Origin of the sequence: Amycolatopsis thermalba (assembly GCF_023376025.1) — a bacterium.
GTDB classification, from domain to species: domain Bacteria; phylum Actinomycetota; class Actinomycetes; order Mycobacteriales; family Pseudonocardiaceae; genus Amycolatopsis_E; species Amycolatopsis_E thermalba.
Window position 1 is genome coordinate 4974276 of record NZ_CP091196.1, and the last position, 20423, is coordinate 4994698.

General features: G+C 72.1%; 26 protein-coding genes. 13 read left to right on the forward strand and 13 right to left on the reverse strand.

Going from position 1 to position 20423, the window contains the following annotated elements:
* Positions 1 to 43: 43 nt before the first annotated feature.
* The 5 genes from L1857_RS24105 to L1857_RS24125 form a co-directional block, all read right to left on the reverse strand.
* Positions 44 to 559, reverse strand: coding sequence for a lytic polysaccharide monooxygenase auxiliary activity family 9 protein (locus L1857_RS24105; RefSeq protein ID WP_116111040.1), 516 nt, complete (start codon positions 557 to 559; stop codon positions 44 to 46).
* Between the two features lie 78 nt (positions 560 to 637).
* Positions 638 to 850, reverse strand: coding sequence for a GNAT family N-acetyltransferase (locus tag L1857_RS24110; protein ID WP_240323218.1), 213 nt, complete (start codon positions 848 to 850; stop codon positions 638 to 640).
* 186 nt (positions 851 to 1036) lie between these two features.
* Entirely contained in the window at positions 1037 to 1495 is a 459-nt protein-coding gene (locus L1857_RS24115; protein ID WP_094007956.1) for a MaoC family dehydratase, read from the reverse strand.
* A gap of 14 nt (positions 1496 to 1509) precedes the next feature.
* A complete protein-coding gene (locus L1857_RS24120) occupies positions 1510 to 2820 on the reverse strand; it encodes an MFS transporter (protein ID WP_116111038.1) in 1311 nt (436 codons plus the stop codon).
* Positions 2821 to 2927: 107 nt separating this feature from the next.
* The gene (locus L1857_RS24125) at positions 2928 to 3827 is read right to left on the reverse strand and encodes a LysR family transcriptional regulator (RefSeq protein WP_094007954.1); all 900 of its coding nucleotides are present in this window, start codon (positions 3825 to 3827) and stop codon (positions 2928 to 2930) included.
* A 108-nt stretch (positions 3828 to 3935) separates the two neighbouring features.
* Here L1857_RS24125 and L1857_RS24130 point away from each other — a divergent pair, with 108 nt between their 5' ends.
* From L1857_RS24130 to L1857_RS24145, 4 genes are read left to right on the forward strand one after another with little or no spacing between them, the layout of a single operon-like run.
* The gene (locus tag L1857_RS24130; RefSeq protein WP_094007953.1) at positions 3936 to 4871 is read left to right on the forward strand and encodes a CoA transferase subunit A; all 936 of its coding nucleotides are present in this window, start codon (positions 3936 to 3938) and stop codon (positions 4869 to 4871) included.
* Complete coding sequence (locus tag L1857_RS24135; protein ID WP_094007952.1) at positions 4868 to 5623, forward strand: CoA-transferase subunit beta; 756 nt, start codon at positions 4868 to 4870, stop codon at positions 5621 to 5623. The genes L1857_RS24130 and L1857_RS24135 overlap by 4 nt, the downstream gene beginning before the upstream one ends.
* A complete protein-coding gene (locus L1857_RS24140) occupies positions 5620 to 7122 on the forward strand; it encodes a 3-hydroxyacyl-CoA dehydrogenase (protein WP_116111036.1) in 1503 nt (500 codons plus the stop codon). The genes L1857_RS24135 and L1857_RS24140 overlap by 4 nt, the downstream gene beginning before the upstream one ends.
* A 14-nt stretch (positions 7123 to 7136) precedes the next feature.
* Positions 7137 to 8297: an acyl-CoA dehydrogenase family protein gene (locus tag L1857_RS24145; protein WP_249466371.1), complete on the forward strand. Its 1161-nt coding sequence runs from the start codon at positions 7137 to 7139 to the stop codon at positions 8295 to 8297.
* Here the strand turns inward: L1857_RS24145 and L1857_RS24150 are convergent.
* From L1857_RS24150 to L1857_RS24160, 3 genes are all read right to left on the reverse strand, one after another.
* Positions 8281 to 8895, reverse strand: coding sequence for an FMN reductase (locus tag L1857_RS24150; RefSeq protein WP_094007949.1), 615 nt, complete (start codon positions 8893 to 8895; stop codon positions 8281 to 8283). The two genes, L1857_RS24145 and L1857_RS24150, sit on opposite strands and share 17 nt — an antisense overlap.
* Before the next feature lie 176 nt (positions 8896 to 9071).
* Entirely contained in the window at positions 9072 to 9314 is a 243-nt protein-coding gene (locus L1857_RS24155; RefSeq protein ID WP_094007948.1) for a DUF2630 family protein, read from the reverse strand.
* A gap of 44 nt (positions 9315 to 9358) precedes the next feature.
* Positions 9359 to 10453: a glycosyltransferase gene (locus L1857_RS24160; protein WP_116111033.1), complete on the reverse strand. Its 1095-nt coding sequence runs from the start codon at positions 10451 to 10453 to the stop codon at positions 9359 to 9361.
* Positions 10454 to 10671: 218 nt separating this feature from the next.
* Between L1857_RS24160 and L1857_RS24165 the strand changes: the two genes are divergently transcribed.
* The 3 genes from L1857_RS24165 to L1857_RS24175 are packed head-to-tail and all read left to right on the forward strand — an operon-like array spanning position 10672 to position 11998.
* Positions 10672 to 11568: an acyl-CoA desaturase gene (locus L1857_RS24165; protein ID WP_162830566.1), complete on the forward strand. Its 897-nt coding sequence runs from the start codon at positions 10672 to 10674 to the stop codon at positions 11566 to 11568.
* On the forward strand, positions 11565 to 11768 hold the full coding sequence (locus tag L1857_RS24170; RefSeq protein ID WP_094007945.1) for a hypothetical protein: 204 nt from the start codon (positions 11565 to 11567) through the stop codon (positions 11766 to 11768). The genes L1857_RS24165 and L1857_RS24170 overlap by 4 nt, the downstream gene beginning before the upstream one ends.
* A 29-nt stretch (positions 11769 to 11797) precedes the next feature.
* On the forward strand, positions 11798 to 11998 hold the full coding sequence (locus tag L1857_RS24175) for a cold-shock protein (RefSeq protein WP_094007944.1): 201 nt from the start codon (positions 11798 to 11800) through the stop codon (positions 11996 to 11998).
* 150 nt (positions 11999 to 12148) lie between these two features.
* Here L1857_RS24175 and L1857_RS24180 read toward each other — a convergent pair whose 3' ends face one another.
* Complete coding sequence (locus tag L1857_RS24180; protein ID WP_116111032.1) at positions 12149 to 13405, reverse strand: ROK family protein; 1257 nt, start codon at positions 13403 to 13405, stop codon at positions 12149 to 12151.
* A 50-nt stretch (positions 13406 to 13455) separates the two neighbouring features.
* On the reverse strand, positions 13456 to 14532 hold the full coding sequence (locus L1857_RS24185; protein WP_094007942.1) for a Gfo/Idh/MocA family protein: 1077 nt from the start codon (positions 14530 to 14532) through the stop codon (positions 13456 to 13458).
* Between the two features lie 347 nt (positions 14533 to 14879).
* Between L1857_RS24185 and L1857_RS24190 the strand changes: the two genes are divergently transcribed.
* From L1857_RS24190 to L1857_RS24205, 4 genes are read left to right on the forward strand one after another with little or no spacing between them, the layout of a single operon-like run.
* Complete coding sequence (locus tag L1857_RS24190) at positions 14880 to 15326, forward strand: hypothetical protein (protein ID WP_094007941.1); 447 nt, start codon at positions 14880 to 14882, stop codon at positions 15324 to 15326.
* A 57-nt stretch (positions 15327 to 15383) separates the two neighbouring features.
* On the forward strand, positions 15384 to 15887 hold the full coding sequence (locus tag L1857_RS24195; protein WP_116111029.1) for a hypothetical protein: 504 nt from the start codon (positions 15384 to 15386) through the stop codon (positions 15885 to 15887).
* Between the two features lie 25 nt (positions 15888 to 15912).
* A complete protein-coding gene (locus L1857_RS24200; RefSeq protein WP_249466372.1) occupies positions 15913 to 16665 on the forward strand; it encodes a hypothetical protein in 753 nt (250 codons plus the stop codon).
* Complete coding sequence (locus L1857_RS24205) at positions 16563 to 17036, forward strand: MAB_1171c family putative transporter (RefSeq protein ID WP_346731879.1); 474 nt, start codon at positions 16563 to 16565, stop codon at positions 17034 to 17036. The genes L1857_RS24200 and L1857_RS24205 overlap by 103 nt, the downstream gene beginning before the upstream one ends.
* Here L1857_RS24205 and L1857_RS24210 read toward each other — a convergent pair.
* The gene (locus L1857_RS24210) at positions 17027 to 17455 is read right to left on the reverse strand and encodes a nucleoside deaminase (RefSeq protein WP_116111027.1); all 429 of its coding nucleotides are present in this window, start codon (positions 17453 to 17455) and stop codon (positions 17027 to 17029) included. The genes L1857_RS24205 and L1857_RS24210 overlap by 10 nt on opposite strands.
* Complete coding sequence (locus tag L1857_RS24215) at positions 17455 to 18288, reverse strand: LLM class flavin-dependent oxidoreductase (protein WP_116111026.1); 834 nt, start codon at positions 18286 to 18288, stop codon at positions 17455 to 17457. The genes L1857_RS24210 and L1857_RS24215 overlap by 1 nt, the downstream gene beginning before the upstream one ends.
* Before the next feature lie 93 nt (positions 18289 to 18381).
* On the opposite strand from L1857_RS24215, the gene L1857_RS24220 reads away from it, so the two are divergent.
* Positions 18382 to 18840: an Lrp/AsnC family transcriptional regulator gene (locus tag L1857_RS24220; protein ID WP_094007936.1), complete on the forward strand. Its 459-nt coding sequence runs from the start codon at positions 18382 to 18384 to the stop codon at positions 18838 to 18840.
* Positions 18841 to 18886: 46 nt separating this feature from the next.
* On the opposite strand, the gene L1857_RS24225 is transcribed toward L1857_RS24220, so the two are convergent.
* Positions 18887 to 19708 carry an oxygenase MpaB family protein gene (locus tag L1857_RS24225; protein ID WP_116111024.1) on the reverse strand — a complete coding sequence of 274 codons (822 nt, stop codon included), beginning with the start codon at positions 19706 to 19708 and terminating at the stop codon, positions 18887 to 18889.
* A 75-nt stretch (positions 19709 to 19783) separates the two neighbouring features.
* Between L1857_RS24225 and L1857_RS24230 the strand changes: the two genes are divergently transcribed.
* Entirely contained in the window at positions 19784 to 20404 is a 621-nt protein-coding gene (locus tag L1857_RS24230; protein ID WP_094007934.1) for a TetR/AcrR family transcriptional regulator, read from the forward strand.
* The last annotated feature ends 19 nt before the right edge of the window (positions 20405 to 20423 follow it).

Here is a 20423-nt window from a genome sequence, read left to right on the forward strand (position 1 = left end):
GGGGTGGCGGCCCCGCGCGGACGGGCGCGGGACCACCCGCGGGTCAGCCGATCTGCAGGTCGACGCAGGCGTAGAAGGCGTTGGCGGTGTCGGCGACGTTCCAGACCGCGAGCAGCTTCTGCCATCCGGTGAAGCCGGTGAGGTCGACCGGGTGGGAGACGGTCGCCGGCGGCTGGGCACCGTGGTCGTCGACGAAGCCGACGCGCCGGTCGCCGATGTAGTACTCCCACGTGCTGGTGCGGTGCTGGGCGGTCAGCCTCCAGGTGAAGGTCACGGTGCCGACGACCGGGGTGGCGCGCCAGCCCTTGCCGTCGTCGTCCAGCTCGGCGAAGCGGGTGTTGCCCCCGCTGCAGCTGCGCAGGCCCTTGGGACCCTCCACGCTCTGCGGTTCGTACTTGATGTCGCCGCAGGGCACGATCCCCTGGGCGCACTGGGCCTGCCTGCTGGGCGGCGAGTTCACGTAGCCGTGGGCGCTGGCGGTGCCCGGGAGGGCCACGAGGGCGAGGGGAGCGAGAGCCGCCCCGGCGGCGATGGTCGCGATGCGTCGTCTCATGGTCATGTCGGCTCCTTGGGGCGAACCTGGACTTCTTTGATCTAGACCATGTGGTATGGACCATAACGTGAAGTTCGTTCGCGGTCAACGGGCGGGCGGGACGAGCACGGCGTGCAGCAGCCGCGGCGAGGCCGCGAACCCGTGCCGCCGGTAGGCCGCCACCGCCCGGGACGACGAATGCACCGTCACCCGCTCCAGCCCCAGCTCGGCGGCCAGCTCGAGGAGCGCTTGGATGAGCTGCCCGCGGTCCGGCACGGACCACGTCAGGAACAACCAGACCACGCCCAGCAGGATCACGCCGGCGAGGAGGAGTTTCAGCCGGGCGCGTAGCCCGCGTGCCTATCCGTGGGCACTGCCCGTGGGCGATCCGGTAGCCGGCACCGGGCACGGCGGCGATGATCCACGGTTCGCCGAGCTACTTGCGGGTGATCGGGACGTAACGCCCGTCCCGGCACACCTCCCGCACGGCCTCCGCGATCCGTCCTACGGGTAGTAGCGCGTCAGGGATTCCGCCACGCAGGCCGGTTTCTCGGACCCCTCGATCTCGAACGTGAACTTCCGCGTCACCTGCACCCCGCCGCGGCCGACCTCCTCCACCGCGGCGATCTCGGCGTGCAGGCGCACCCGGCTGCCCACTGGGACGGGCGCCGGGAAGCGGACCTTGTTCACGCCGTAGTTCAGCGCCATCCCGACGCCGGTGACCTGCAGCAGCTCGGCGACCATCGGGATGCCCCAGCTCAGCGTCATGTACCCGTGGGCGATCGTGCGGCCGAACGGGCCCCGCGCGGCGCGCTCGGGGTCGGTGTGGATCCACTGGTGGTCCCCGGACACCTCGGCGTAGGCGTCGATCAGCTCCTGCGTCACCTCCCGCCACGCGGAGTACCCTAGGTCGCGCCCCTGCAAGGCCAGGATCTCCGGGATCCCGTTCGCCACCACCGGCATCGCAGCCACTCCCCTCAGGCCGCGACGGCCTGCGCGCCCGACGCCTCGCCGGCGCGCTCGTCGTAGTTGGGCTTGCGCAGCAACGCGAGCATGCAGCCCAGCGTCAGCAGCACCTGGAACACCGCGTACACGATCACGGCGACGATCGAGCCGGTCTGGCTCAGCAGGAACTGGCCCACGATCGGCGTGGTGCCGCCGAGCAGCGTGCCGCACAGCTGGTAGCACAGGGAAATTCCGGTGTAGCGCACGTTCGCCGGGAAGCGGCTGGCGAGCATCCCGGCCAGCGCCGCGTAGTACAGGCAGTGCGGGACGGTCGCGATCACCGTGCCGACCATCGCCAGCGCGTAGTTCTCCGTGCTGATGAACAGGAACATCAGCGGCATCAGCAGGATCTCCGGCACCAGCATCACGATCACCGCGCGGGACCAGCTGCGCATCTTCGTCGCGATCAGCGCGCCCCACGGCTGCACCAGGATCTGGGTGATGTTGGCGACCAGGATGATCGTCAGGAAGGAGCTCTTGTCGAAGCTGAGGTCCGAGGTGGCCCAGGACAGCGCGAACGTCGACTTGAAGTACGTGGCGGACAGCCCGATGGTGCACGCCCCGATGCCGAGGACGATCAGCAGCGGCTGGGTCCGCAGCACCTCGGTGAACGGCAGCTTGGCGACCGCCTTCTTCTCGATGAGGTTCGCCATCGCGGGCGATTCGGCCACCCGCAGCCGGATGAACAGGCCGACGATCACCAGCAGCGCGGAGAACAGGAACGGCACCCGCCAGCCCCACGAGGTGAACGCGTCGTCCGGCAGCTGGCTGATCGCCAGGAAGCTGACCGTGCTCAGGGTGTTGCCGACGGGCGAGCCCTGCTGGGCGAACGCGCCGTAGAGGATCGACTTGCCCTTGGGCGCGTGCTCGGAGGCGATGAGGACGGAGCCGCCCCACTCCCCGCCGAGGCCGATGCCCTGCACCATGCGGATCACGATGAGCAGAATCGGCGCGGCGACGCCGATCTGGGCGTAGGAGGGCAGGACGCCGATCAGCGTGGTCGAGATGCCCATCATGAGCAGCGTGATGACCAGCGTCTTCTTGCGGCCGAGCCGGTCACCGTAGTGGCCGAAGATGATCCCGCCCAGCGGCCGGGCGAGGAAACCCACCCAGAACGTGGCGAACGCGACGAGCGTGCCCAGCGCGCCGTCCAGCTCGGGGAAGAAGACCTTGTCGAAGACCAGCGCCGACGCGGTGCCGTAGATGTAGAAGTCGAACCATTCGATGGTCGAGCCGATGAACGACCCGATGCCCGCTCGCCTGGCCGCCGTGGCCGTGCTCATGCGTGTTTTTCTCTCTCCCTTGAGATCCCGTGTTGCTGGACACCGTGCCAAACAGGACCTAGAAGAGTCCAATACCGAATGAGCACCTCGGCAAGACGGTGATCGTCTCAATCGCGGACGGGCGTCGGCAGGGCTTGTTCCGCGATGGCCAGCACCGTCCGCAACGCCGCCGAGGGGTTGTCCGGCCGCCAGGCCAGCGCGGCCTGCAACCGCACCGGCTCGCCGGCCAGCCGCCGGTACGCCAGCCCCGTCTGCTGGATGTGCTGGCAGGACGACAGTGTCAGGGTCACCCCGACCCCGGCGGCCACCAGAGCCAGGATCGTGTACGAGTCCGGCGCCTCCTGCACCACCCGCGGGTTGAACCCGGCGGACACGCACACCCGCACCGTCGCGTCCCGCACGCTCGACCCCGCGTTGGCCGGGAAACTCACGAACGGCTCCTCCGCCAGCGCCTCCACCGGCACCTCGTCCAGGCGGGCCAGCGGATGATCCGACGGCAGCGCGCAGATCATCTCCTCCTCGTCGATCACCCGCGCCGCCACGCCGGGCTGGGTGATCGGCAACCGCACGAACCCCAGGTCCAGCGAACCGTCCGCGACCCGCGCCAGCGCGACGTTGGCGTAGGTCTGCCCGCGCATCACCAGCTCCAGCCCGGGGTGCGCGGCCCGCACCGCCCGGGTCAGCAGCGGCAGGCTCTCGTGGCTCGACGCCCCCGCGAACCCCACCGTCACGCGCCCGTACTCGCCCCGCCCGGCCGCCCGCGCCGCCTTCGTCGCGATGTCCAGGTCCTCCATCACCCGCCGCACCGGGCCCAGGAACGACTCGCCCGCGCTGGTCAGCCGCACCGACCGGGTGTTGCGTTCGAACAGCTGGACCCCGAGCTCCTTCTCCAGCTGCCGGATCTGCTGGGACAGCGGCGGCTGCGCCATCTGCAACCGCTTGGCGGCGCGCCCGAAGTGCAGCTCCTCCGCCACCGCCAGGAACGACGTCAGATAACGCAACTCCATTATTACCGTCTCCGTCTTGATCTGACCCGAATTCGGTATTGGACTCTAATCAATGTTCCTGGCACGGTGAAGACCGCCCCAACCCACGAGCCTTCGAGGAGCGCGACGATGCCCCGCCCGGGTCCGGACAAGACGATGAGCCTGCGCGACGCGGTCGCGGCCTTCGTGCACGACGGGGACACCGTCTCGCTGGAAGGGTTCACGCACCTCATCCCCACCGCGGCCGGGCACGAGATCATCCGGCAGGGCCGCCGCGACCTCACGGTGGTCCGGATGACCGCGGACATCGTCGTCGACCAGATGCTCGCCGGCGGCTGCGTGCGCAAGCTGGTGTCGTCGTTCGTCGGCAACTCCTCGGCCGGGTCGCTGGGCGAGCTGCGCCGCCGCGTCGAGCACGCCGACCCCGAACCGCTGGAGTTCGAGGAGTACAGCCACTACGGCATGATCTGCCGCTACCTCGCCGGGGCGCAGCGCCTGCCGTTCTACCCGCTGCGCTCCTACGCCGGCTCCGACCTGCCGCGGGTCAACCCGGACATCCGCAAGGTCGCCTCGCCCTACGGCGACGAGCAGATCTACGTCGTCCCGCCGGTCAACCCGGACGTCACGATCATCCACGCCCAGCGCGCCGACCGGGCCGGCAACACCCAGATCTGGGGCCTGACCGGCATCCAGGCCGAGGCGGTGTACGCCGCGGAGAAGGCGATCGTGGTGGTCGAGGAGATCGTCGCCGACGAGGTGATCCGCAGCGACCCCAACCGCACGGTCGTGCCCGCGCACGCCGTGGACGCGGTGGTCGAGGTCCCGCGCGGCGCGCACCCGTCGTTCGCGCAGGGCTACTACGACCGCGACAACGCCTTCTACCGCGCGTGGTCGGGCATCAGCAGGGACAAGGAAAAGCTGGCCGCGTGGATGGCGGAGTGGGTGCACGGCACCGCCGACCACGCCGAGTACGTCGCCAAGCTGGGCGCGGAGTCCTGGGCGGGCCTCGCCGTCGGCGAAGCCTGGAGCGAACCGGTGAACTACGGACGGAGGCTGCAGAAGTGACCACGTCGAGCGAAGTCCTGTCCGTCGTCGCCTCCCGCGAGCTGGCGGGCAAGCGCACGGTGTTCGCCGGGATCGGCCTGCCCACGCTGGCCGCGTCGCTGGCGCACCTGACCGTGGCACCCGATCTGGAGATCGTCTACGAATCCGGCGTGTGCGGGGCGCACCCCTCGCACCTGCCCGAGACGATCGCCGACGCGGTGCTGATCACCGGCGCCGAGGCCGTGCTGTCGATGCCCGCGTTGTTCGGGTACGTGCTGCAGGGCGGGCACATCGACGTCGGGTTCCTCGGCGCCGCGCAGATCGACCGCTGGGGCAACCTGAACTCGTCGGTGATCGGCGACTGGCACTCCCCGAAGGTGCGGCTGCCCGGCCCCGGGGGCGCGATGGAGGTCATGGCGAACTCCCGCGAGGTGTTCGTGGTGATGCGCCGCCACGACCCGCGGTCCTTTGTGGACGAGCTGGACTTCTGCACCTCCCCCGGCCCGGACCGCGCGCTCGCCGACGGCGTGCGGCCGTCCGGGCTCGGCGTCACGAAGGTGATCACCGAGCTGGGCATCCTCGCGCGCGGCGGCCCCGGCGAGGAGCTGGAACTGGTCGCGCTGCACCCCGGCGCCACCGTCGAGCAGGCGCGCGAAGCCACCGGCTGGCCGCTGAAGGTCGCCGGCGACGTGACGGTGATCGCACCGCCGAGCGAGGCCGAACTACGGTTGCTGCGCGAGGATGTCGACCCGGAGCGGGTGTATCTGCGATGAAGGAGAGAACCGTGCGCATCAGGATCGTCGGGACCGGGGTGATGGGCCGCGGGATCGCCCAGTGGGCGGCGACCGCCGGGCACACCGTGGAGCTGGCCGACGCCCGGCCGGAATCGGTCGGCGAGGCCGTGGAGTTCGTCCGCGGCATGCTCGACCGGGCCGTGCGGAAGGGCCGCAGCACCGCCGAGGAGGCCGCCGCGATCGGCGCACGGCTGGTGCCACTGGACTCCCCCGCCCAGCCGGGCGAGCCGGACCTGGTGATCGAGGCGATCCGGGAGGACCTGGACACCAAGGCCGCGTTGTTCACCGACCTGGAGAAGGCGCTGCCCGCCACGACGGTGTTCGCCACCAACACCTCGTCGCTGCCGGTCACGCAGATCGCCGCCCGGCTGTCCGATCCGTCCCGCCTGGTCGGCCTGCACTTCTTCAACCCGGCGCCGCTGATGAAGATCGTCGAGGTGATCCCCGGCGCCCGCACCCGGCCCGATGTCGTGGACAGCGTCTCCGCGCTCGTCCGCGAGACCGGGCACAGCGCGGTGGTCGTGTCGGACACGCCGGGCTTCCTGATCAACCACGCCGGGCGCGGCCTGGTCACCGAGGCGCTCGCGCTGCTGGAGCGCCAGGTCGCCGGACCGGCCGAGCTGGACCGCATCGCGCGGGACGTGCTGGGCCTGAAGATGGGCCCGTTCGAGCTGATGGACCTCACCGGGCTGGACGTCACCGCGACGGTGATCGAGTCGATCTGGGCCGGGTTCCGCTTCTCCGACCGGCTGCGCGCGTCGTTCCTCACGCCGAACCGCGTCGCGGCGGGCCTGCACGGCCGCAAGACGAAGCAGGGCTGGTTCGACTACACCGAGGGGGCGGAAAAGCCCGCGGAGAAGCCGATCACCGGCGATGCCGACCGTCCGGTGTGGACGGACGACGACGAGCTGCGCGCCGCCCTGACCGAGGCCGGGGCGAAGGTCACCGGCACGCTCACCGGCGACGCGGTCGCGCTCGTCACGACGTGGGGCACCACGGTCGCGACCGCGATCGCCGCGCAGGGCCTGCCGCCGGAGCGGACGTTCGGCGTCGACCCGCTGTCGATCCGGACCGGCCGCCGGGTGCTGGCGATCACCCCGGCCGCCGACCCGGCCGCGGCCCGCGACGCGCGCGCGGTGCTGGCTCGTGGCGAGAAGGCGGTCTCGGTGGTGCGGGACGTCGAGGGCGGGGTCGCGCAGCGGCTGGTGTCCTCGATCGTGTCGGTCGCCGCCTCGATCGCCGAACAGGGCATCGCCGCGCCGGACGACATCGACCTGGGCGTGCGGCTCGGGCTCGGCTACCCGCGCGGGCCGCTGGCCTGGGGCGACGTGGTGGGCCCGTCGCGGCTGCTCACGCTGCAGCGCGCGCTGCACGAGGCCACCGGCGACCCGCGTTACCGGCCGACGCGGTGGCTGACCGAGCGCGCCCAGCTCGGCCTGCCGCTGACCGCCGCCGGCACCGCGCCCGAAGACGTCTGAGAAGGAGAAGAGCCATGCTGGCACGGGATTTCGGGCTCACCGAGACCCAGCGCGACTTCCGCCGGATGGCGGCGGAGTTCGTCGACGCCGAGATCGCGCCCAACGCGCGCGAGTGGGACCGCACCGAGCACGTCGACCAGTCCGTGGTGCGGCGGCTCGGGGAACTGGGGTTCCTCGGGCTGACGCTGGACGAGCGCTACGGCGGGGTGGACGCCGACATGCTGTCCTACGTGCTGGTCACCGAGGAGCTGGGCCGCGGCGATTCGGCGGTGCGCGGGATCGTGTCGGTGTCGCTCGGCCTGGTGTCGAAGACGATCGCCGCGCACGGCACCGAGGAGCAGAAGCAGGAGTGGCTGCCGCGGCTGATCAGCGGTGAGGCGCTCGGCTGCTTCGGCCTCACCGAACCGGGCACCGGCTCCGACGCCGGGTCACTGAGCACCCGCGCCGAGCGCGACGGCGGCGACTGGGTGATCAACGGCAGCAAGATGTTCATCACCAACGGCACCTGGGCCAAGGTCGCGCTCACGTTCGCCCGCACCAGCGAGACCGGCATCACCGCGTTCCTGGTGCCCACCGGCTCCCCCGGGTTCACCGCCAGGGAGATCAAGGGCAAGCTCGGCCTGCGTGGCCAGGCGACCGCCGAGCTGACCTACGACAACGTGCGCGTGCCCGATTCGGCGCGGCTCGGGGAGGTCGGCAAGGGCCTGGGCATCGCGCTCGGCACGCTGTCCCGCGGCCGGATCTCGGTGGCCGCGGGCGCGGTCGGCGTGGCGCAGGCCGCCCTGGACGCGGCCACCCGCTACGCCACCGAGCGGGACCAGTTCGGCAAGCCGATCGCCTCGTTCCAGCTGGTGCAGGAGCTGCTCGCGGACGCCGCGGTGGACGTGCAGGCCTCCCGCCTGCTCACCCACCAGGTCGCGCGCATGGCCGACGCCGGGATGAAGCCGAAGGAGTACGCCACGGACGCCTCGGCCGCGAAGTACCACGCGAGCGAGACCGCGGTGCGCGTGACGAACAACTGCCTGCAGGTGTTCGGCGGCTACGGGTTCATCGACGAGTACCCGGTCGGCAAGTACGTGCGCGACGCCCGCGTGCTCACCCTCTACGAGGGCACCAGCCAGGTGCAGAAGCTGATCATCGGCCGGGACCTGACCGGCGTCAACGCGATGACGTGATGCCCAGCCGGGCCAGTTGCTGGTCGAAGGGGACGAACTCGTCCTCACCGGTGGGCGCGGCGGCGGGCCGCCCGCCCATCGCCGTGGCCAGCTCACCGGCGGCGCGCTCGATGCGGGCGGTGAGGTCGCCGTCCGGGCCGTCGGAGCTGCCCCAGTCCTCGGCGGCGGCGAAGACGGCGGTCGGCATCACGTCGGCGCGCAGGTAGGCGAACAGCGGCCGCAGGGCGAACTCCAGCGCGAGCGAGTGCCGGGCGGTGCCGGCGGTCGCGGCGATCAGGACCGGCTTGCCCCGCAGCGAACCGGCCTCGATGACGTCGAAGAACGACTTGAACAGGCCGCTGTAGGAGGCGTTGAAGATCGGCGTGACGACGATCAGGCCGTCGGCGCGGGTCACCGTCTCGATCGCGCCGGCCAGTTTGGGGCTGGGGAAGCCGGTGACCAGGTTGTTCGCGATGTCGCCGGCGAGGTCGCGCAGCTCCACGACCTCGACGCCGGCGCCGGTCTCGCGGGCCGCGGCCTGGGCCAGGCGGTCGCCCAGCAGCCGCGTCGAGGAGGGACTGCTCAGACCGGCCGAGACGACCACGAGTGTGCGGGACATGGACTCACCCTGCTCAGGTAGTTGTGCGTTCAACTAGCTGGCACAACGGCCCGGGCAGGGCGGGTATTCCGCGAGTCCCGCGTTCACACACGCGAGTCCCACGCTCACGCACGCGAGTCCTGCGTTCATGCGCGCGAGTCCCACGCTCACGCACGCGAGTCCTGCGTTGGCGTGACCTACTGCCGGTAGGACTCGACCTCGCCGACCGGGCGGGCCTGCGCCTTGTCGGGGTCCTCGCCGAACTCGCGCGCGGCCCGGCGCTGCCGGAGCAGGTCCCAGCACTGGTCCAGCTGCTCCTCGACCCGGCGCATCCGGGCCCGGTCCTCCTCGCTCAGGCCCCCGCCGACCGACCGCGACCGCAGCTCGTGCTCCTCGGCGATCAGCTTGTCGATGTTGGCGATGATGTCCTGGTCGGCCATGGTTCCCTCCTCGTTCCGGTCACCGCTTCAGACCGTACCCGCGATCACCCGTAGCTGCGCCCCTTCCAGGTCGCGCCGAGCCCGCGCCAGTGCCGCACCGCCGAGCCGACGGTCATCAGCAGGTACAGCGTCGCGGTGACGGGCAGCAGGGGCGCAGCGAGCCACGGCTGCCGGTAGTAGCGCAGCATCGGGACGAAGGTCGCCGTCATGAGCACCCACGCGGCGAGGGCCAGCACGCGGACAGCGCCGGTGGCCGCGAAGGTCAGCACCGGGGGCGCGAGGAAGACCACGGCCAGGCCCAGCACGGTGCCGGCGAGGAGCAGCGGGGAGTGCCGCAGCTGGGCGTAGGCGCTGCGCGCGATCATGTCCCACAGCGAGCGCAGCGTGGGGTAGGGACGGACGCTGCGCACGTCCCCGGCCAGTCCGAGCCAGATGCGGCCTCCGGCGCGCTTGATGGCGCGGCCGAGGGCGACGTCGTCGATCAGCGCGTCCCGGATCGCGGCCAGGCCCCCGGCCCGCTCGAGCGCGGTGCGCCGCACGAGGCAGCAGCCCCCGGCGGCCGCGGCGGTGCGGCCGGGGCCGTTGACCCACCGGAACGGGTAGAGCATCGCGAAGAAGTACACGAAAGCGGGAACGATCAGCCGTTCCCAGCGGGTGCGGGTGCGCAGGCGGGCCATCTGGGACACCAGATCGCGGCCGTCGGCGGAGGCGACCAGCGCGGCGACCGAGTACGGGCCGTGGGCGATGTCGGCGTCGGTGAACAGCAGGAAGTCGGGCTCGCCGGCCTGGGCGACGCCGTGCGCGAGCGCCCACAGCTTGCCGGTCCAGCCGGGCGGGCGTTCACCCGGTGCGGTGACGGTGAGCCGCTCACCGCCCAGGGCGCGGGCGACGTCCGCGGTGCCGTCGCCGCTGCCGTCGTCGACGAGGATCATCCGGAGTGGTCCCGGGTAGCGCTGGGCGAGCAGTGCCGGAAGTGTTTCCGGCAGGATCGCGGCCTCGTCGCGCGCGGGTACCACGACCGCCACCGACGGCCACGCGGCGGGCTCCCGGCGGGGCGGTAACCGCTGGTCAGTGCGCCAGAAGCCGGTCGCGGCCAGCCACAGCCAGGCCAGCAGCGCGACCGCCGCGACGATGATCATGAACGGCAGTTTCCCACGCGGTGACCGTGACGGACCGGATCCGATGGGGTAGAGTCGGTCTTGTCGGGAGATTCTCGCAGGCTGGCACAGGGCCGGTTTCGTTCCCTTCGGTTGGCCCATCGTGGTTGATCCTCCACGAGAGAAGTTCCTTCTTGACCTCTTCGGCTCCCGTTGTCCCGGACCGGAAGACCAAGCCCCTGCTGTCGGAACAAGCGTCGATGACCGAGATGGTGGTCATCCGGGCGTTCCTGATCATCCCCTTCGCCGCGCTGATCGCCGCCGTTCCCCTGCTCTGGGGCTGGGGACTGAGCTGGCTCGATCTCGCCGTCGCCGCCGCGTTCTACACGGTGTCCACTTTGGGCATCACCATCGGCTACCACCGCTACTTCACCCACGGCGCGTTCCGCGCGAACCGTCCACTTCGGATCGCGCTGGCGATCGCGGGGAGCATGGCGGCGCAGGGACCGGTGATCGGGTGGGTGGCCGACCACCGTCGTCACCACGCGTTCTCCGACCGCGCGGGCGATCCGCACTCGCCGTGGCTGTTCGGCACCTCGCCGGCCGCGCTGGCCAAGGGTTTCTGGCACGCCCACATGGGCTGGCTGTTCGGCCGCGACCGGACCAATGTGGACCGGTTCGCCCCGGATCTCGCCGCCGACCCGGACATCCGCGCGGTGGACCGGCTGTTCCCGCTGTGGGTCTCGTTGTCGGTGCTGCTGCCGGCGCTGATCGGCGGGCTGGCGACGATGTCCTGGTGGGGCGCGCTCACCGGGTTCCTGTGGGCCGGGCTGGCGCGGGTGGCGTTCCAGCACCACGTGACCTGGTCGGTGAACTCGATCTGCCACATGATCGGTGACCGCCCGTTCGCCAGCCGGGACCGCTCGGCCAACTTCTGGCCGCTGGCGATCCTGTCCATGGGCGAGTCGTGGCACAACTCCCACCACGCCGATCCGACTTGCGCCCGCCACGGCGTGCGACGCGGGCAGATCGACGTGTCCGCCCGGGTGATCTGGGCGTTCGAACGTCTCGGCTGGGCCTGGCAGGTGCGCTGGCCCACCGAGCAGCGGCTGGCGAGGCTGGCCGTGAAATCCGCACCACCGAAGGGATCGTCATGACCTGGGCTCGCCACGCTTCCCCGCCGCGACCCGAAAGCGGCCCGATCGCCGAGGCACGCGCCCGGATGGCCCAGGACGAGGCGATCGCCAACCACCGTGCGGCGCGCACGGTCGCCGACCACGCGCTGGACGTCCACGACTGCCGCGAGCTGCTCGCCATGCTCGGGCTGACCACGAAGGGCGCGGCTTCCGCGCTCTGATTGTTAGAGAAAATATCAAGGAGAAACGCATGACACAGGGCACCGTCAAATGGTTCAACGCCGAAAAGGGCTTCGGCTTCATCGCGCAGGAGAGCGGACCGGACGTCTTCGTCCACTACTCGGAGATCGACGGCAACGGCTTCCGCAGCCTTGAAGAGAACCAGCAGGTGACCTTCGAGATCACGCAGGGCGCCAAGGGCCCCCAGGCGAGCCGCGTCAGCATCGTCTGACACGCACGACTGCTCAACGGGCCGGTTCCCCATCCGGGGGACCGGCCCGTTGCCGTTGCAGCACACCGCTCGCCGGGCAAGTGCCGATCGCCACGGCCCCCGGCATTTCCGTCCGGCTCGAACCGGCCGGACGCAAAATCGCCGTCGCGATCACGCCGCCGTCAGGTCCGGCAACCCCGCCGGGGTGCCCGCGTCGATCCACCTCGCCAGGCGGTCGCGCGTGAACAGCTCGTCCAGCACCATGAACGCGGCGCCCACCACGCCCGCCTGGTCGCCCAGCGACGAGCGCGCGATGCGCAGGTCCCGCGTCGCCAGGGGCAGGGACCTGCCGTAGATCACCTCGCGGATCGTGGCGAGCAGGTGGTCGCCCGCGCCGGCCACGCCGCCGCCGATCAGCAGCAGCGACGGGTTGAAGAAGCTCACCAGCATCGCCAGCTGGTCGCCGATCAGCCGCCCGGCGCGCTGGATCAGTTCGAGCGCCGCCCGGTCGCCGTTCTGCGCCGCCCACGCCACGTCCTCCGCGGTGACCACACCGTTCCCGGCGAGCCGCTCGGCCAGGATCGGGCTGGTGCCGTCCTTCGCCGCCGTCTCGCCGTCCCGGGCCAGTGCCGCGCCGCCGGCAAGCGCTTCCAGGCAGCCGATGTTGCCGCACCGGCACACGACCGTCGTGTCGGTGCGGGCCGCCGTGTGCCCGACGTCGCCGGCGCACCCCTGGCTGCCGCGGTGCAGGTGACCGCCGGAGATGAGCCCGGCGCCGATCCCGGTGCCGATCTTGACGTAGAGGTAGTCCCGCACCCCGGCCGCCGCGCCCGCCCGGAACTCGCCGAGCGTCATCGCGTTGACCTCGTTGTCCACCCACACCGGCGCGCTGTGCCGCCGGGCGAAGTGGTCGCGCACCGGGTAGCCGTCCCAGCCCGGCATGATCGGCGGGGCGCTGGGCCGCCCGGTGGCGAACTCGACCGGGCCCGGCAGCCCGATGCCCACCCCCCACACCTCGGCGCCCGGCCGGGCGGCCAGCAGGTCGTCGAAGAGCGCGCCGACCTGGGCGAGCACGGGTTCCGGCCCGCGGGCGACGTCGGAGGCCTCGGTGCGCTGGGCGAGCAGGGTCCCGGCGAGGTCCGTGAGCCCGGCGCTGATGCTGGTGGCGCCCAGCTCGGCGGTGAGGATCACCCCGGCGCCGGAGCGGAACCGCAGCTCCCGCGGCGCGCGTCCGCCGCTGGAGGGCCCCAGCTCGCCGTCCTCCAGCAGCCCGGCGCGCATCAGGTGACCGACGCGCTGGCTGATGACGGTCCGCCCCAGCCCCGACCGCCTGCCCAGCTCCGGCCGGGTCCGCGCGGCGCCGGAGCGCACCAGATCGAGCACCAGGACCAGATCGTCGAGCTGGTCGGACGGGATGGTTGCGGTCACGCGCGTTCCCTTCGCTCGCACTAACCCGGAAATTCGTACCAGGCCCGGGGTCAGCCGGGCGTGACCTCCACCCAGTCGCGGCGCGTGGCGGAGCTCAGGACCGCCTCGGTGATCGCCGTGGCGCGGGCGCCGTCGGCCAGCGTCGGCAGGCCCTCGGGCTTCTCGCCGCGGATCGTGGCGTAGGTGTCGGCGATGAAGCCGGTGAAGGAGTCCAGGTAGCCCTGCGGGTGGCCGGCCGGGACGAGGTTGCGGGACGTCGCGTCGGGGCCGAGGGCGGGGTCGCCGCGGTGCAGGACCCGCGTCTCGTCGCGCCGGCCCATCCACAGGATCTCCGGCTCCTGCTGGTCGAACGCGTACTCGACCTCGGGGGTGTCGATCCGCAGCTGCAGCTGGTTGCGCCGCCCCGGCGAGATCTGGCTGATCACCGCCGACCCGAACACGCCCTGCTCGGTCTCGAACTGCAGCAGCGCCGCGTCCTCGGTGTCCACCTCGGCGCCCGCCCGCACCGGCACGACCCGCGGCAGCACCGCGTGCACCCGCGCGATCCGCTGTCCGGTGACGAACTCCGCCAGATCGCACCAGTGCACCCCGATGTCGCCGAACGCGCGCGACGGCCCGCCCAGCTCGGACCGCACCCGCCAGTTCGTGTCGCTGTCGCGGGAGAGCCAGTCCTGCAGGTAGACGCCGTGGATCAGCCGGATCCGCTCGCCGCGCACCCGCTCCCGCACCTCGCGCACCACCGGGTAGAAGCGGTAGGCGAACGGCACGGCGACCACGCGGTCGGTGTCGCGCCACCGCCGGACGAGGCCGGCGACCTCGGCGCCGCTCATGCCGACGGGCTTTTCCAGGACGACGTGCTTGCCCGCGTCCAGCGCGATGCGGGTCAGCGGCGCGTGCAGGGCGTTCGGGGTGCAGATGTGCACGACGTCGATGCCGGGGGCGGCGGCCAGCTCCTCCGCGCTGTCCACGGCCGACCGGGCGCCCAGCTCGGCCGCTGCCGCGCGGGAGCGGGCGGGCGTGGACGCGGCCACCGCGGCCAGGTCCTGGCCCAGCGTGCGCACCGCACGGGCGTGTACGGCTCCGATGAACCCGGCGCCGATGATCCCGGCCCGCAACGGCTCGCTCACTTCTCCCCCTGTCAGCAGGTCTTCTGCACTACTGAAATCATCTAATGCATACCATGAACATAAGTCAAGTCGCAAAAAGGGGCGTCGTCCTCGACCAGCCTGGGGGTCACTGGGAGAACGACGCCTCCACCATCATAGCCGCTTCGGGGCGGGGTGTGCAGGCTGAACGGATCTCGACACGAAAAAGGCCGGCGAGCCCCCAGGCCCCGCCGGCCGCGCATCCGCTGTAGCGGATGACCTGGGCCAGAATAGGTGCAGGACACCTCGGTTTGTCAACGGCCTGCGGCTGATTGACAATGACTGCCGTCCGCCGAAGCGGACGACCACCTTCGAGCACGAGGAACCGCATGGACCAGGGCGGGCAGGAGGGCGGCTCGCTCGCCGCCAAGATCACGCACCTGATCACCACCCTCTACCCCGAGGGCAGGCCCGGATACGCGAAGCTGGCGGCGCAGATCCGCGAGCGCACGGGGGCGACCCTGTCGAGCACGTACCTGTGGGAACTGGCCAGCGGCCGCAAGCGCAACCTGACGCAGGAGACGCTGGGCACGCTCGCCGCGTTCTTCGGCGTGCCGCCCGACTACTTCCTCGACGACGCGGTGACCTCCCGCGTGGACGCCCAGCTCGAGCTGGCGCAGGCGCTGCGCAACCACAAGGTCCGGTCGATCGCGCTGCGCGCGGACGGGCTGTCCGACGATACCCTGGACGCGCTGCTGGCCATGGTCACCGAGGCCCGCAAGATCGAGCGGCTCGGGCCGCCGGCCGAGCAGCCGGACGACGAGCCGGGCGCGTAGACCGGGGCAGGTGCCGCGCCCGCTCGCAGACCCGCCCGAGCGGAGGTGACGGCAGCGATGGTGACGCGACGCGACCTGCGGCGGTGCCAGGCCCTGGTGGCCGGCCTGCCGCTGCCCCGGCCGTTCTCGGTGCCGGCGCTGGTCGACGCCCTCGCCGCGCGGCGCGGCCGCCCGATCCACGTGCGCACGCTCCCGCCGGGGTCCGGCGCCGCCGCGTGCGGGGCGTGGATCCGGCTGGCGTCGGCGGACGTGATCTACGTCGAGGAGCAGACGAGCCGGGTGCACCGCGACCACATCGTGCTGCACGAGATCGGCCACCTGCTGTGCGACCACACCGGCGACGGCACGGGGCATCCGCTGTCGCGGGTGCTGCCGGACCTGTCGCCGGAGCTGATCGAGCGCCTGCTGACCCGCACCGGGTACACCACGGAGGAGGAGCAGGAGGCCGAGCTGGTCGCCAGCCTCATCCGGACCGCCGCGCAGGCCCGCGCGACCTGGACGACGACCGGGGCGCTCGGCGAGTTCGAAACCGCGCTCGGCCTGCGGGGAACGTGGGAGTGAGCGGCCAGCTGCGCCGGGGTGCGCGGTGAGCCCCGCGGCGCTGGAGAGCGGCGGCACGCACCTCCTGGCCGCCGGGACGCTCGTGCTGTGGGTGACGCTGGTGATCCGCGCGCCCGCCGCCCGGCGGGCACCCCCGCGGCGGCGCATGCTGATCGCGATCGCGAGCCTCGCCACCTCGATCACCCTCGTCCTCGAACCGGTCGCCGGCCTGGTCGACCGCGCCTTCGGGCCGGGCGGCGGCTGCGGCATCGTGGTGAGCGTCTGGGGCGTCGTCGGCTCCGCGCTCATCCTCGACTTCGTCCTGGCCGCCACCGCCAGCCGCCGCCCCCTGCTGGTCTACGGCGGTGCCGCCCTGGTCAGCGCCGCGCTGCTGCTGATCAACTCGGGCGCTCCCGCGCCGGCCTGCCTCACCTCCGCCGACGTCCCGTGGTTCGGCCTGTTCTGGTCGCTGCTGTGCCTCGCGCACGTGCTGGGCACCGGTCCCGCGGCGATCCTGTGCGCCCGCTACGGGCGGCGGGCCACCACCCGTCCGCTCCGGGCCGGCCTGTACGTGCTCGCCACCGGGTTCGCCTCCTCGACCGTCTTCTGGGGCCTGGTGGTGCCCGCCTACCTGGTCACCCGGTCGCCGTGGCTGGGGCGGCGGCCCCGCTCAACGTCGCGATCACGGCGTGGGTCATGGCGCTGGGCACGGCACTGCCGCAGCTGCTGCGGCTGCACCGGGCCGCGGGCGACCGCCGGACGCTGCGCCACCTGGAACCGTTGTGGCGCCGCCTGGTGACGGCGGTGCCACAGGTCCACCTGCCGGAGAGCGGCCGGTGGGCCAGCGACCTGCGGCTGTACCGCCGGGTGATCGAGATCCGTGACGCGGTCCTGGTCCTGCGCGACTACGTGGACCCGGGCACGATCGAGGCGGCCCGGGCCCACGCGGGCAGCGAAGCCCTCGCCACGGCCTGCTGGCTTCCCCTGGCGGAGGCGGCGAAGGAGCGCGGCGAACCCCCGCGCGCGGCGCCCCCGCCGGGCGCGGACTGCTCGGGCGAGGAGTGGGCCGACGAGGTCGGATTCGCCCTCACGCTCGCCGAGCACCGGGATTCCGCGCTGGTGCGCTCCTTCCAGCCCGCCAGCGGCTCCATTCCGGACGGTCAGCGGTAGTAGCCGTCCACCGGCACGCGCGCCTCGTCGAACAGGAACGGGCCCTCCTGCGGCACCGGCCGCACCACGACCGGCGCGGTCGGCTCCCTCAGGCTCTCCAGCTGCTCCCCCGACAGGGCGAAGACCACCCGCCCGAGACCGGACCGCGCCAGCGCGCCCGTGCACATCCCGCACGGCTGGCAGCTGGTGTACATCGTGGTGCCCGCCGCCGTCTCCGGGTCCAGCTCACGCGCCGCCCAGCGGGCCAGTTTCTGCTCGGGGTGCGCGGAGATGTCCCGGTCGGTGATCGTGGTGTTGCGGTCCTCGGCCAGGATCCGGCCGTCGGGGCCGACCAGCAGCGAGCCGAAGGGCGGGTTGCCCGCGGCCCGGGCTTCGGCGGCCAGCTCGATCGCGCGCCGCAGGTACTTCTCGTCGGACATCAATCCTCCATTTGGGCGCGGACCGTCGCCAGCGCCTGCCAGGCGGCCTGGGGCCGCAACGTTTCCGCCGGGTCGCCCCCGAACGGGTCGAGCACCACGGTTTCGGCGCCCAGTGCGCGCAGTTCCGCGAGGTCGGCGACGATCTGCTCGATCGTGCCCTCGCCTGCGAGCCGCTCGCCGGTGACCGGTTCCCGGGTCAGGCGCAACGCGATCCGCGGCGCCAGGGCGGGCACCGGCCGTCCGGCGTCGTCGGCGATCGCCTTGAGCCGTCCCAGCGCCTCGCGGAACCAGCCGAGGCCGAACCGCAGCGGGTGCCACGGCTCGCCCAGCCGCACGGCCCGGCGCAGGGCGGCCGCGCTGTTCCCGCCGATCCACAACGGGATCCGCCCCGCCCGGTAGCCCGGATCGGCCCACGCCTCGCGCAGCACGTCCAGGTACTCGTCGGTCAGCGCGCCGCGCCGTTCGAACGGCACCCCCAGCGCCTCGAACTCCTGACGCGCCCAGCCGACCCCGACGCCGAGCACCAGCCGGCCGCCGCTGAGGGCGTTCAGGTTGGCGGCCATGCGCGCGGTCAGCAGCGGGTGGCGGTACGGCAGCACGAGGATCGTCGTGCCGAGCCGGATCCGCTCGGTCACCCCCGCCAGCCAGGACAACGTCGTGAACGGCTCGTAGAACGGCGCCGGGTACTGGCCGGCCACGTCCGGCGTGATCGCCACGTGGTCGGACATCATCAGCAGGTCGAAACCAAGTCCCTCCACGGTCCGGCCCCAGTCGCGGAGCACGCCGGGATCCGTGCCGGGGCCGAAGTTCGGGATGTTCACACCGATTTTCACGACGTCCAGGTTAGGCAGAGATCACCGGGCGGCACAGGGATTCCTTGCGGACTTGTGCCCCGTCCGCCGTGGATCTGCCGGTATTTTCGGGTCATGACCGAGACTCTCGACGCGACCGACTGGGCGATCCTCACCGAACTGCAGGCGGACGGGCGGGTGCCGCTGACCGAGCTGGCCCGCCGCGTCAGCCTGAGCGCGTCCGCGACGACCGAACGGGTCAAGCGGCTGGAGGCGGCGGGGGTGATCACCGGGTACCGGGCGGAGGTCGATCTCGGCAAGGTCGGCTACCCGGTGCTCGCCGTGGTGCGGCTGAAGTACCCGGGCAGCAGGCACGAGCCGCTGCACCGGCTGCTCGGCGAGCGCCACGAGATCCTGGAGTGCCTGCGCACCACCGGCGACGACTGCTACACGCTGAAGGTCGCGGCCGCCTCGATGGACCACCTGGAGGAGGTCGCGGACCAGCTGGCGCAATTCGGCAGCACGACGACGAACGTGGTGTACCGGCGGACGCTCCCGGCACGCGGCCCGTCCGGACCACCGCGCCGCGGCTAGGACGGTGAAGCCACTTGGGGAACCCACGCGGCCTGCGCCGCCGCGGCTAGACCAGCGGCCGGCCCGTGCGCAGGCGGCGTCGCAGGTCCCACAGGTAGGCGTTGAACGGGAACTCACGCACCGGGCGCGGGGAGAGCCGCACCGCGAGGCCGATCGCCTTGAGCAGCCGGTCGAACCGGCGCTCGTCGCGCGGCGTCCAGCCGAGCTTCATCTGCTCCCGGAACACGCCGGGCAGGAAGCCGGTGGTGACGAACCGGTTGACCGGCCCCAGCGCGCGGCTGACGAACCCGGGCAGGAACTTCAGGTCGGCGACCCCCATCAGGTACTCGCGCACCGTGTCGTCGATCGAGATCTCCGCCAGCGCCCCGGTCCAGTACTCCTCGAACGCCTGCCGGTCGGCCGGCCACATGTCCTCCGTGACCTGCAGCGTGGTGCCGAGCACGGACGAATGCCGGTAGATCTCCTCGGCCCGCTCCGGGGCGAGCGGCCCGACGAACGCCTCGTAGACGTCCTCGAACCCGCGGTACAGGCAGGCCGCGACCCACAGCTGCAGCTTCGGATCGAAGGCGTTGTAGGACACCGGGCTGGACCCGGTGGAGCGGACCTGCGCGTGCGCGACGTTGACGGCCTTCCGGTACGCCGCGCGCTCCTCGTCGGTGCCCAGCGCCACGACAGCCAGGTAGGTCACCGTCGTCCGGCTCCGCTTGACCGGGTGCTTGAACAGGTTCCCGCTGTCCACCCGGCTTTCGTACACGCCGTAGCCCACGGACGGGTGCGCGAGCTGCATGATCACGTTCGCGCTGCCGGCCAGGAGACCGGCCCCGATCACCGCGTCGCCGAGGCGGGTGGGGGCGGCTGTGGCGGTCATCGCCGGTCTCCGATCTGCTCACGTCCGTTCGCAGATATTCCAGCGCGGCCCCACCACACCTGTCAAGATGGGGGCATGGAGACGTCAGCGCTGCGCACCTACGGCGGCGTCGCCGGCGAGGACCGGCAGGCCGAGCGCCGCGCCCAGCTCATCGAGGCCGGCCTGGAACTGCTCGGCGCGCGCGATGGCGACCGCAACCTGACCGTGCGCGGCGTGTGCCGGCAGGCCGGGCTGGCCGCGCGCTACTTCTACGAGAACTTCGCCGACCGGGACGCGCTGGCCGTCGCGGTGTACGACTCGGTGGTCGAGGGCATCGCGGCGACGACCCTGGAGGCCGTCGAGTCCGCACCCGGCGACGCCCGCGCGAAGACGCACGCCGGGCTGAGCCGCCTGGTCCGCGCGATCGCCGAAGACCCGCGCAAGGGCTTCCTGCTCTTCTCCCCCACCCTCGACAACACCGTCCTGGCACAGCGGCGCGCCGCGTCCGCGCGGTGGTTCGCCGGGCTGCTCGGCCTGCAGGCCCGCGAGTTCTACGGCATGCCCTCCACCCCGCGGCTGGACCTGCTCGCCGAGATGCTGGTCGGCGGGCTCTCCCAGGCGCTGACGTCGTGGCTGGACGGCTCGCTCGAACTGTCCGAAGAGGACCTGGTGGAGCACTGCACGGAGGTCTTCCTCGCCGTGTCGAAGATCGCCTGACGACCGTTACCTAACGATC